General features: G+C 71.6%; 7 protein-coding genes. 5 read left to right on the top strand and 2 right to left on the bottom strand.

Features of this window, described 5'->3' with window-relative positions; genetic code table 11:
• Nucleotides 1-28 precede the first annotated feature (28 nt).
• A complete protein-coding gene (locus J3P30_RS08250) occupies nucleotides 29-2284 on the top strand; it encodes a hypothetical protein (protein ID WP_210480571.1) in 2256 nt (751 codons plus the stop codon).
• A gap of 137 nt (nucleotides 2285-2421) precedes the next feature.
• Here J3P30_RS08250 and J3P30_RS08245 read toward each other — a convergent pair whose 3' ends face one another.
• The gene (locus J3P30_RS08245; RefSeq protein ID WP_210480570.1) at nucleotides 2422-4269 is read right to left on the bottom strand and encodes a glycosyltransferase; all 1848 of its coding nucleotides are present in this window, start codon (nucleotides 4267-4269) and stop codon (nucleotides 2422-2424) included.
• A gap of 167 nt (nucleotides 4270-4436) precedes the next feature.
• On the opposite strand from J3P30_RS08245, the gene J3P30_RS08240 reads away from it, so the two are divergent.
• The 4 genes from J3P30_RS08240 (at nucleotide 4437) to J3P30_RS08225 (ending at nucleotide 9319) form a co-directional block, all read left to right on the top strand.
• Nucleotides 4437-5381, top strand: a complete 945-nt coding sequence (locus tag J3P30_RS08240) for a glycosyltransferase (RefSeq protein ID WP_210480569.1) — start codon at nucleotides 4437-4439, stop codon at nucleotides 5379-5381.
• Complete coding sequence (locus J3P30_RS08235; RefSeq protein ID WP_210480568.1) at nucleotides 5381-6220, top strand: glycosyltransferase; 840 nt, start codon at nucleotides 5381-5383, stop codon at nucleotides 6218-6220. Before J3P30_RS08240 ends, J3P30_RS08235 begins: the two co-directional genes overlap by 1 nt.
• Nucleotides 6221-6302: 82 nt before the next feature.
• Entirely contained in the window at nucleotides 6303-7463 is a 1161-nt protein-coding gene (gene glf, locus J3P30_RS08230; protein ID WP_210480567.1) for a UDP-galactopyranose mutase, read from the top strand.
• Nucleotides 7460-9319, top strand: a complete 1860-nt coding sequence (locus J3P30_RS08225) for a glycosyltransferase (RefSeq protein ID WP_210480566.1) — start codon at nucleotides 7460-7462, stop codon at nucleotides 9317-9319. Before glf ends, J3P30_RS08225 begins: the two co-directional genes overlap by 4 nt.
• 340 nt (nucleotides 9320-9659) lie before the next feature.
• Here the strand turns inward: J3P30_RS08225 and J3P30_RS08220 are convergent, their stop codons facing one another.
• A complete protein-coding gene (locus J3P30_RS08220; RefSeq protein WP_210480565.1) occupies nucleotides 9660-11756 on the bottom strand; it encodes a hypothetical protein in 2097 nt (698 codons plus the stop codon).
• Between the last annotated feature and the right edge of the window lie 40 nt (nucleotides 11757-11796).

Below are 11796 nucleotides of genomic sequence, written 5' to 3'. Positions count from 1 at the left end.
CCAGCCCCGCAGGTGGTGAGGAGTGTCAGTGGCCCGAGGAACGAAGTGGCGGAGCGTGTCCGCGCGCATCCGGCGCGCACCCGAGTGGGCCATGGTCCTCGGCGTCGCCGTCGGGGCCGCGCTGATCGGCCTCGCCGCCACCTTCCGGGGACCGTTCTTCTTCTACGTGGGCGACGCGCCGGAGTCCTTCGTCCCCCTGTGGTCGCACTTCGGGCGCCAGCTCCTGGCCGGCCAGTGGCCGCTCATGGAGGCGAGCGGCTGGATGGGCGGCAACTACGCCGGCGAGGCCGCCTACGCGCAGTTCAACCCGATCCTGCTGGCCGACTACGTGCTGGTGTCGCTGTTCGACGACCTCGCGTGGGCGTCGGCCTTCGTGATGATCGAGATGCTGGCGCTCCTCGCGGTCGGGTCCTACCTGCTCGCCCGCGAGTACGGCGCCCGCCGCGAGTACGCGGCCGCCGCGTCCGCCCTCGCCATCCCCTTCAGCGGCTTCACGCTGTTCTACGAGGCGGCCGGCTGGCCCGCGGGCCTCGCCGCGTTCGTCGGCGTGACCTGGTTCTGGTGGGGCCTCAAGCGGCAGATGCGCGGCAGGCAGAACCTCTTCGTGACCGTCGTGATCGGCATGCTCGCGATCACCACCGGGAACCCGTACGCGACGCTCGGCGTCCTCATCGTCCTGCTGGGCGTCTTCGTCGAGGAGCTCGTGCACCGGCGCGTCGCCTCGGCGCTGCGGCTCGTGGTCACGGGCGCGCTCGTCGGCGGCTCCGTGCTCCTCGTGTTCCTTCCGCTGCTCGGGGTGCAGTCGGTCACCAACCGGCAGGAGCTCGCGGCCATCGTCAACGACACCTTCATGGTGCCGGACCTCGGCGACCTGGCCGCCTCGAGCAACCCCACGTACCTCCCCTCGATCACCAACTGGGGCGGCCAGCTCGTCGAGGCGCTGCCGTCCGTGTACCTGGCCTGGTTCGCGCTGCCGCTGCTGCCCTGGATCCGCTGGAAGGCCGCCGCCCGCCGACTGCGCGGCGCCGTCAGCCTCGCGGTCATCGGCGGCCTCTACGCGCTCGCGACCCTCGGACCCTCGAACCTGTGGCTCTTCCGCTGGCCGCTGCGGCTCATCGAGTACACCTACCTCGCGGCGCTCGTCCTCCTCGCGGTGGCCCTGTCGTGCGGGATCGCGCGCACGCGGAGGCGCATGCGGTTCGGGGCATCGGCCGCGATCATCGCGGTGGGCGTCTACCTCGGGCTCGCGGTTCGCCCGGAGTCCTCCGAGAAGCAGATGGTCGGCGCCCTCGTCACAGCGGTCCTCATCGGGGCGCTCCTGGCCGTCGCCCGCAAGGCCTCGGCAAGCGCGGTCGCGGCCACGATGGCGGCGGGAACGCTCGTCGTGGTGGTGATGCAGGTGGCCTTCTTCCCGTCGCTCGCCGACCCGACCGCTCGGCCCGCCCACGACATCCCGGCCATGAGGGCCAACACCGCGGACTACAGCGGGACGGTGCTGCAGATCGCCAGCCAGGGCTCGTTCGTGCCGCGGCAGAACCCCGACCCCGAGAGCCTCATCCTCTGGGGCAATCTGCCGGCGGCCGTCGGATTCGAGAGCATCACCCGCTACTCGGGCATCAGCTTCCGCGACTTCAGCAACGCGCTCTGCATGGACTACAAGGGCCAGACGTGCCCCGAGGTGATGGACCGCCTCCTCGAGCCCGTCGACGGGACGGACCGCACCCTGCTGCTGGACGCCCTCCGCATCTCGACCATCGTCGTCGAGAAGGACAACTTCGCTCCGGTCATCCGCTCCGGTCCTCCCGAGGGCTGGTCCGTCGTCGGCGAGGACGAGGTGCGGGAGATCTGGCGTCGCGATGCACCGCTGCCCTTCCCCGGTCGCGTGTCGGCTGTGACGGACGGGCTCACGGTGACCGGCTCCGCCGCCACCGAGACGTCGGAGCGGGTGGACCTGCAGGCGCCCTCGGGCGGCACCGTCACCTTCGCCCGCCTCGCCTGGCCCGGCTACACGGCGCGCGTCGACGGCTCGCCGGTCGACGTCGAGCGCACGGACGAGGGCCTCGTGCAGATCGAGGTCCCGGCGGGCGCGCAGCGCCTCGAGCTGACCTACGCGACGCCCGGCGTGCTCGTCGGCGGCGCCGCGACGGTCGCCGCGCTGCTGGCGGCCGCGGTCCTGGGGCTCGTGTGGCGCCGCCGACGGGGCGGGAACACGCCCGCGGCCGAGGACACGTCCCGCGCGGCGGCGGTGCCCGTCGCGGAGGGCGAGCTGGTCCCGACCCGCTGACCCCGGGCGGCACTAGACCGCCGAGATGCCACTCGGTGTCCCCAAACGCGCCGTTTGAGGGCACCAAGTGGCATCTCGACCGGGAGGTGTGCACGCGGAACGCTGAAGCACGCCGTCCCGGCACACGGCCGGACGGGTCAGTCGGAGTGGCCGTAGAGGCGCGCCCAGTTCTCGCGGCTCGTGAGCTCCGGGAACGCCTGGCGCCACTGCTCCGTCGCCGCCGCGCCGTGCAGGCGGAGGCGCGCCAGCGTCCGCAGTGCCCGACGGGCGGTCTTCCAGGACAGCTGCGGGTCGAGCGACCGGATGCGGAAGGCGTCCTGGGCGGCGTCCGTCACGATGACCGACTTGAACAGCGAGACGTGCCACCAGATGTTGTCGGCGGCCGAGATCTTCGCCGTCACGCGGTTCATCCCGAGCACCTGGTGCACCACGCGCTTGAGGAAGACGGCGGCCGGCTGGGACGGCGTCCCCCTGTCGCGGTGCTTGGGCACCCCGTGCAGGTTGCGCTTCGCGATGTCCGCGGGGCTGTGCCGGATCGTGTCGGGGTAGTCGGCGCGCATCTTCCGGACCCAGGCCGCGATCTCCGCGCCGCCGTCCTCGAGATGGCTCGGTCCCGTGAGGAACGCGTCCACCGCGCTGAGCTGCATCGCCGCGCGGGCGTACTGCATGCTCAGGATGAAGCGCAGCACCTCCTTGAACAGCGTCTTCGTCACGACCTTCGGGACGAGATCGCTGTGCAGCGCGGCCACGATCAGCGAGTTCCGGTGCGAGAAGTACCGCGCCCAGTCGTCGCCGTCCTTCATGCTGAAGTCGGCATGCCACACCGCGGCACCCGGCAGGGTGACCGTGGGGATCCCGCGCTCCCCCGCCCGGATGCCGAACTCGATGTCGTCCCACTGGAAGAACACCGGCAGCGGGTAGCCGATCGTCTCGACGACCTTCGTCGGGATGAGGCAGGCCCACCACGCGTTGTACTGGGCGTCGACCCACTCGACCGGGAGCTCCTCGGTGAGGTCGAGGCCCGCCTCGTCCTCGTGGGCGGGGATCCCGGCCTTCAGCTGGTCGAGCCGCGCGTACTCGGCGCTCGTGTGAAGCATGTTCGGGTGGTACAGGTACAGCATCTGACCGCCGACCAGGAGCGGCTCGATCGAGTGGTCGGCGAAGGCGACCATCCGGTTCGCCGTCTCCGGCTCGAGCACGATGTCGTCGTCCATGAAGATGACGTAGTCGGGACGGCTCGTCATGCCCATCGACTCGTAGAGCCCGCGCGTGAAGCCGCCCGCGCCGCCGAGGTTCGGCTGGCGCACGTAATGCAGCGCGCTGCCGAGCTTCTGCGTCACGGCGGGGAACCCGGGCTGGTTCTCGACGAGGTCCGTCCCCTGGTCGACGACGAAGACGTCCCGGATCTGGCCGGGCGCGCCGGCGACCGTCGTGAGCGCCTCGAGCGTCGCGAGGCACTCGGGGGCGCGGTTGAACGTGCAGACGACGACGCTCGCGACGGTCTCCGAGACCTTCGAGCTCGTCGAGTAGCGGATGGGCCACATGGCGGCGGAGGCGTCGTAGGACTCCGTCTCCACCCAGAGGAAGCCGCCGTCGAGGAACTTGTCGATGGCCACCGGGAAGGAGAGGTCGACGTCCTCGGACGAGTCGAACTCGGCACTCGCGACCAGACGCTCGAGGTCTTGGCTGTCGGACGCGAAGACCTGGACGCGGCCCTTGCCGGAGACCGTCACCTCGACGTCCACGGACGACACCGTGGTCCAGCGCTGGTAGTGCGCGGCCGGGAACCGGCCGAAGTAGGTGCGGGAGGAGACCCGCGTGTACGGCTCCAGCTCCACCCGCTCGCGCCGGCGCAGGGCGAGGCCCGCATCCACCGCGAGGTACAGGTCCTCGGAGCACACCGCAGCCAGCGGCGCGAAGTACGCCGTCTGGAGCCGCCTCGTCGTCACCGCTCCGGTCACCTCAGACGCAACGTCAACCGTCATCGATCCCATCCTCCCGCGCGAAGCCCACACCGGTGCCCCTGGCATCCTCCCTCAACGTCGTGGGGAATCGACGGAAGGTAGGATCTTCCGGTCCGGCTGGCGCGTCATTCGACTATGCCACAGCACCGATCCCTTCCCGCCCCCGACCCACGAGGTGGACACGTCCCATGCGAATCGCGGCCGTGGTCGTCTCCTACAACAGAAGCGCGCTGCTGCGGGAGGCTCTCGCCGCGCTCGAGGCGCAGACGCGTCCCCTCGACGCCATCGTCATCGTTGACAACGCCTCGACCGACGATTCCGTCGCCGTCGCGCGCGAGCTGGCGCCCGAGGCGGATCTGGTCGAGCTGGCGCGGAACACGGGAGGCGCCGGCGGCTTCGCGGTGGGCCTCAGCCGGGCGATGAACCGGCACGGCGCGGATCTCGTCTGGCTCATGGACGACGACACCGTGCCGACCCCGACGGCGCTCGAGGAGCTGCTCGCGGCCCGGCAGCGGTACGGGCAGGACGTGGCGCTGCTCGCGTCCCGCGTGGTCTGGGTCAACGGCGCGGATCACCCCATGAACACGCCCCGCCCCCGGCCCCTTCTGCGCCGAGCCGACCGGGACCGGGCGCGACACGCGGAGGCGGTCAGCGTCCGCAGCGCCTCCTTCGTCTCCTGCCTGGTGGACACACTGGCCGTGCGGGAGTCCGGCCTGCCCACGGCGGACTACTTCATCTGGAACGACGACTTCGAGTTCACGGCGAAGCTCCTGCGGCGCACGACCGGGCTGTACTGCCCCCGCAGCATCGTGGTGCACAAGACGAAGGCCCTCGCGAGCACGGACGCGGACCCGGGCGACCGGTTCTACTTCGAGGTGCGCAACAAGATCTGGCTCTTCCGCCACTCCCGCCCCTTCGGCCCGCGGGACGCCGCCCTCTATGGCGTGTCGACCGTGCTGCGCTGGGCGCGGACGTTCGCGAAGTCGAGCGGACGGCGGACCCTCTGGGACGGCCTCCGGCGCGGAGTGCGCGACGGGCTGCGCACTCCCCCGCGCCCCAATTCGACCGCCCTCGCGGACCTCGGGGACGATGTCGTGCGCGACCTCGCGGCGGTGGCCGCGTCCGGCAGCTGATGGCCGAGCGTCCGCCGTTCTCCCTTCTGCTGCCGGTCTACCGCGGCGACCGCGCCGACTTCCTCCGCGCGGCGATCCGCACGAGCGTCGACGAGCAGACCCTGCCCCCCGACGAGGTCGTGGTGGTCGAGGACGGCCCGATCAGCCCCGAGCTGCGCGCCGAGATCGAGGCGTTCGTCGAGCGGGCGACCGTCCCCGTCGTCCACCTGCCGCTCCCCGTCAACCGCGGGCTCGCGCATGCCCTCACCGCCGGCCTCGAGGCCTGCAGCCACGAGGTCGTGGCCCGGATGGACGCGGACGACCTCTCGACACCGGAGCGGTTCGCGGTCCAGCTGCAGCGCATCGGGGAGGGCTACGAGCTCGTCGGCACCGGGATGCTCGAGTTCAGCGAGGGGCCGGACGGCTCGCCGGTCCTCGGTGCCCTCCGCCTTCCGCCCGCCGGTCAGGAGGAGATCTCGCGGTTCGCACGGTTCCACGACCCGTTCAACCACCCGACGGTCGTGTACACGAAGGCCGCGGTCGCCCGCGCCGGCGGGTACCTGCCGATGGGCAAGATGGAGGACTACTGGCTGTTCGCCCGGATGCTGTCCGTCGGGGTCCGGGCCGCCAACGTCCCGCTCCCGCTCCTGCACTACCGGGTGAGCTCCGGGGCGTACAGCCGCCGCGGGGGACGCGAGCTGCTGGCGAGCGAGCTCGCCCTCCAGCGGGCGTTCCTCTCCATCGGCTTCGTGTCGCCGATGCAGTTCGCGCGGAACGTGGGCATCCGCGGCGCCTACCGCCTCATCCCCGAGGCGGCGCGCCGGCAGCTGTACCGGCGCTATGTCATGCGCTCGGCCTGACCGGGCCGTTCGTCCCGCTCAACTAGGGTTGAGGGCGCCCGAAACGACGCCACCCTCCGTCAACAGTTAAGGAACCGCATACGTGACCGCTGACCTCCTCGTCGTAGGCGCCGGATTCTTCGGCCTCACCGTCGCCGAGCGCGTCGCCACCGAGCTCGACCGCAAGGTCGTCGTGATCGACCGCCGCAACCACATCGGCGGCAACGCCTACAGCGAGCCGGACCCGGAGACCGGGATCGAGGTGCACCGGTACGGCGCGCACCTGTTCCACACGTCGAACAAGCCGGTGTGGGAGTACGTCAACCGCTTCACCCGGTTCACGAACTACACCCACCGCGTGTACACGAACCACGCCGGCGTCGTGTACCCGATGCCGATCAACCTCGGCACCATCAACCAGTTCTTCAAGGCGGCGTACTCGCCGGACGACGCACGCGCCCTCGTCGCCTCCCAGGCGTCCGAGATCTCGACGGGCGAGGTGTCGAACCTCGAGGAGAAGGCGATCTCGCTGATCGGGCGCCCGCTCTACGAGGCGTTCATCCGCGACTACACCGCGAAGCAGTGGCAGACGCCGCCGACCGACCTGCCCGCCGAGGTGATCAGCCGGCTCCCGGTCCGCTACAACTACGACAACCGCTACTTCAACGACACCTACGAGGGCCTCCCCGTCGACGGGTACACCGCATGGCTCGAGCGCATGGCGGACCACCCGAACATCGAGGTGCAGCTGGGCGTGGACTTCTTCGACCCGGCGCAGCCCTGGTCGAAGGCCGCCGCGGTCGGATCCCTCCCGGTCGTCTACACGGGTCCCGTCGACCGCTACTTCGACTACGAGGGCGGCGAGCTGTCGTGGCGCACCCTCGACTTCGAGGAGGAGGTCGTCCCGGTCGGCGACTACCAGGGCACCCCGGTCATGAACTACGCCGACGCGGACGTCCCGTACACCCGCATCCACGAGTTCCGGCACTTCCACCCGGAGCGGGACTGGTACCCCACGGACAAGACGATCATCATGCGGGAGTTCTCGCGGTTCGCGTCGCGTGAGGACGAGCCGTACTACCCGGTGAACACGCCGCAGGACCGGGAGGCGCTCCTCGCCTACCGCGAGCTGCAGGCCGGCGAGCCCAACGTGCTCTTCGGCGGCCGCCTCGGCACGTACAAGTACCTCGACATGCACATGGCGATCGGATCGGCGCTCAGCATGTTCGAGAACAAGGTGAAGCCCCTCTTCTCGGCGGCATGACCTCTCCCCGCGGACCGGTCGGGGACGCCTCGACGCTGCTGCAGTCGCTGCTCCTGCCGTCGGCGGAGCGCGCCGACCGCACCGCCCTCTACACAGAGGGGGGTGCGGTCGAGCAGCGGCAGGACGCCCCGGTCCTCGTGGTCGGTCAGGGCGCGACCGCGTCGCTCGCGACCTACTTCAACGCGTTCCCCGCGGCGTACTGGCGCCGCTGGACACCGCTGACGCGGGTGTCCCTCACCGTCGTGTCGTCGGGCGGCGGCACTCTGACGGTGTGGCGGTCGGACGCGGACGCCCGCGCCGAAGCGGTGCGGACCGTCGCGCTCGCCGAGGACGGCAGCGTCACGGTCGACCTCCCGCTCGACGGCTTCGAGGACGGCGGGCTGTACTGGGCCGACGTCACCGCGGGCGACGCGCCGGTGCTGCTGCGGCGGGCCGACTGGAACGCGCCCGACGCCGTCGCCGCCACCCGCACCACCATCGCGATCACGACCATGGACCGGCCGGCGTTCACCGTCCCGCTCCTGCGCGCCCTCACCGGGAGCGCCGAGCTGCACGACCTCGTGCACCAGATCGCGGTCGTCGACCAGGGAGCGCGCCCGCTCGCGGATGTGCCGGAGGCCGCGGCCCTCGCGGCGGCCGACCCGCGCATCCGCCTGCTGCGTCAGGCCAACCTCGGCGGCTCCGGCGGCTTCGCCCGCGGGATGCTGGAGGCGCTCCAGGCGGGATCGGACAGCGTCCTGCTGCTCGACGACGACGTCGAGGTGGAGCCGGAGTCGATCCGCCGGGCGATCGCGTTCGCGGCCCGGTGCTCGGATCCCACGATCGTCGGCGCGCAGATGCTCGACCTCAACGCGCCGACCGTCCTGCACTCCGGTGCGGAGGCGGTCACCCTCCGCGACTTCATGTGGCGCTCCCTCACTCCCCTGCGCCACGACTTCGCGACCGGCTCGCTCCGCTCCACCGCGTTCCTCCACCGGCGCTGGGACGCCGGCTACAACGGCTGGTGGATGTGCCTCATCCCGACCTCGGTGCTGCGCGAGATCGGCCTGTCGCTGCCCGCGTTCATCAAGTGGGACGACGCCGAGTTCGGAGTCCGCGCGCGGGCCGCCGGAATCCCTACCGTGACCCTTCCCGGCTGCGCGATCTGGCACGTCGCCTGGATCGACAAGAACGACTCGCGGGACTGGCAGGCGTTCTACCACGCCCGGAATCGGCTGCTCGCCGCGGTGCTGCACTCCGGCGCACGCCGGGGCGGACGCCTGCTGCTGCAGAATCTGGCGATCGACGTCCGCTTCCTGCTCACGATGGACTACTCGACGTTCGCCCTGCGCCAGGAGGCGTACCGCAGCATCCTCGCGGGCCCCGACCGCCTCGCGGCGGAGCTCGGCGAGCGGCTTCCCGCCCTGCGGGCGCTGCGCAGCGGCTACGAGGACGGCCGGGCGGTCGACTCACTGCCCGCCGGCGTCCGGCGGCTCACGCTGCGCGGCGCGGAGGGTGCGGAGGGCGCGGAGCCGGGCGCTGCCCGCGCGCTGCTCCTGGCCGCCCGGCGCTTCGGCCGCCACCTGCTCGTGCCGCCCCGGGCCCGCGGCGACGTCGCCGTGTCGGCTCGCGAGGCGCGCTGGTGGGCCGTGTCCGCGCTGGACCGCGTGTACGTGGAGGCGGGCGACCGCCGCTCGTACACCCACCACACGCGGGACCTCGGCGCCTTCCGCACCGGCCTCCGCGAGACCGTCTCGAGCTTCGTCACGATGTGGCGCCGCTGGCCCTCGCTCCGGCGGGACTACCGGGAGGCCCTCCCTCGGCTCACGAGCGCCGACACCTGGCGCCGCCTCGTCGGGCTCGACCGCGCCGACTGACCCCCGCCTGCCGGCCGGCCGGCTCCTGGCCCTGAACAGGCAGAAACGCCGCCAACAGCACGACACGCCGCCTCGGAGCCTGTCGAACGCCCGCGTGCCTGTTGAGCGCCGGTCCGGTCACGCCGGACCGCACTGGTGACGGGCAGCAGCCGGCCGCCGGCTGCTCGCGCTCAACAGGCAGAAACGCCGTCAACAGCACGACACGCCGCCTGGAAGCCTGTCAGCGACCGGAGTGCCTGTTGAGCGCCAGGAGACGGAGGGCAGGGAAGGCGGAGAGGAACGGCATCCGCCGGTCCCGCTGACGTCGCGCAAGGGCGGCGTCAGCGGGAGTCAGCGGGACTCAGAAGAGGACGCCGTAGATGTTCCAGCCGACGTTGAAGTCCTGGCCGGGAGCGATGGTCGTGCCGGAGATGAGGTAGCGGCGCAGCGTGCCGTTGCCGCGGCTCGGGTCGCGCACGATCAGCCCCTGGCCGACGGCGCCCGGGAGGTTGCCGCCGAGGAGGATGTCGAACCCGCCCCAGCCCCGGTTGATGAGCTCGCCCGAGACGATCGCGCCGCCCGCACCCGTGCGGTACAGCATCAGGTTGCCGTTCACCGCGACGCGGCCGAGCAGGTCGGGGGCGCCGTCGCCGGTCACGTCGCCGACGGGGACGATCGCGTTGAACGTGCCCCAGCCCTCGTTGACCCGGCTCCTGCTCGAGAACCCGCCCGCGCCGTCGCCCACGTAGACGTAGAGCGCGCCGGAGACGATGTCCCGGCCGTACGCGTCGCCGATGCCGTCGCCCGTCACGTCGCCGGGGGTGACGAGCGCGTCGAGCGTGTTCCAGCCGATGCCCACGTTCGCGCGGCTCGCGGCCGCTCCCGTCTTGGTGAGCGGGTAGAACCAGAGGGCACCGGTCCGGGCCTCGCGACCCCACAGGTCGGGGACGCCGTCCGCGTTGCCGTCGCCGAAGGATCCGATCCAGGAGTGGATGTTCCAGCCGGACCCGACCTCGCGGCCGGCGAGCAGCGCGCCGTTCGCGCCACCCCGGTAGAAGATGAGGCGGCCGTCGGACGTGCGGCCGAACATGTCGGTCACGCCGTCGCCGTCCACGTCCACGAAGGCCGTGCCCGCGCGCTGGTCGCGGCCGCCGGGACGGCTGACCGACCCGTCCGCCTCAGCGCGCACCGTGCCGCCCTGGAAGCTCTGCGTCGCGTCGCCCGCCGCGCCGGCCACCTGCCGGCCGATCGGCCAGCCGAGTGCGCTGCGGTACGCGCCGATCGAGCGGTAGTAGGTGCCGATGGCGCCGTACAGCCCGTAGGCCGCGACGCCGTCGTGGTAGATCGCGCCGCCCTGGAACTCCTGCAGCGACCCGCCGTTGATCGCGGGCACCGCCGGGGAGAGCGGCCAGCCGAGAGCGCTGCCCTGGAAGCCGAGGCGCGCGTACTCCGCCGAGAAGCTGCCGCGCACGGGGATGACGGGCTGACCCGGCTGGACGAACAGGGAGCCGCCCTCGAACGTCTGCCGCCATCCGCCGAAGGCCGCGACCTCGGGCGCCGTGGGCTCGCCGAGCCAGCCGAAGCGGCCGCCGTTCGCGTCGTAGTACTCGCGGAGCGCGCCGAGGACCGGGTAGCGCGACGTCCCGAACCAGTCGGTGAAGAACATGAAGAAGTTGCGGTTGCCGTACGCGGAGCACGAGTCGCCGAGACCGTAGCCGGCCGCGAGGGCCGCGTTGTTGGGCTGGTAGGGCGTGTAGAAGTAGAGGCTCGCCGTCGCCTGGTTCTCGATGAAGACCGCGGAGGAGCCGCACGCGGTGTTCGGGTGGTACTGCACCTGCGCGGTGGCGCCCGGGCGGTAGCGGCTGTAGACGGTGTTCCAGGGCGTTCCGGGGCCGGTGCCCGGAGGCATCGCGTAGCGCTTGAACGCCCACGCGGCCTTGAAGACCTGGTTGTAGAAGCCGTAGAACTCGGCGTCGCAGGGCGCGGTGTCGGGGCAGCCGTAGCCGGTCGCCGACCGGTACTTGCGAGCGGTGGGCGCCGAGTCGGTGACGAGGCCCTGCTCCTTCTCAAGCAGGACGATGAGCACCTGCGGGTTGATGCCGCACGCCTGTCCGACGCGCCAGATGATCATCGCGGCGCTCTCGTTGGCGGCGCCGTTGTAGCCGCCGCACATGGGGTCCGCGGCGCGGGTCCAGGTGGTCTCGGTGTAGTTCTTGAGGCAGGGCAGCGTCGTGCCGCGGCAGTTGGGCACCTTCGCGTTGAGGAAGTCCTGCACCTGCTGCGCGGTCATCGTCGTGTTGTTGAAGAACACGGCGTCGCTGATGATGTTGCCGGGACGGAAGTCCCACGCGTTCGCCGCCTCGGCGGACTGCGGCGCGGAGACCGCGACCAGCCCGCTCGCCAGGATCGCCACCCCGCTCACGGCGGCGAGCAAGCGCCTCCACCCTCGTTCGAGCATGACAACCCCCTTTGCGGCTCCCGGCGATGCTATTACGGGG

The sequence above is a fragment of the Naasia sp. SYSU D00948 genome (assembly GCF_017916515.1).
Lineage (GTDB): Bacteria > Actinomycetota > Actinomycetes > Actinomycetales > Microbacteriaceae > Naasia.
Note: the sequence above shows the minus strand (reverse complement) of the source record. Positions and strands in the feature narration are given on the sequence as shown.

Bases quoted from the DNA above. Each gene is read 5' to 3' on its own strand.
- J3P30_RS08245 (WP_210480570.1), bottom strand. From the start codon at position 4,269: ATGACGGTTGACGTTGCGTCTGAGGTGACCGGAGCGGTGACGACGAGG.
- J3P30_RS08240 (WP_210480569.1), top strand. From the start codon at position 4,437: ATGCGAATCGCGGCCGTGGTCGTCTCCTACAACAGAAGCGCGCTGCTG.
- J3P30_RS08235 (WP_210480568.1), top strand. From the start codon at position 5,381: ATGGCCGAGCGTCCGCCGTTCTCCCTTCTGCTGCCGGTCTACCGCGGC.
- J3P30_RS08225 (WP_210480566.1), top strand. From the start codon at position 7,460: ATGACCTCTCCCCGCGGACCGGTCGGGGACGCCTCGACGCTGCTGCAG.
- J3P30_RS08220 (WP_210480565.1), bottom strand. From the start codon at position 11,756: ATGCTCGAACGAGGGTGGAGGCGCTTGCTCGCCGCCGTGAGCGGGGTG.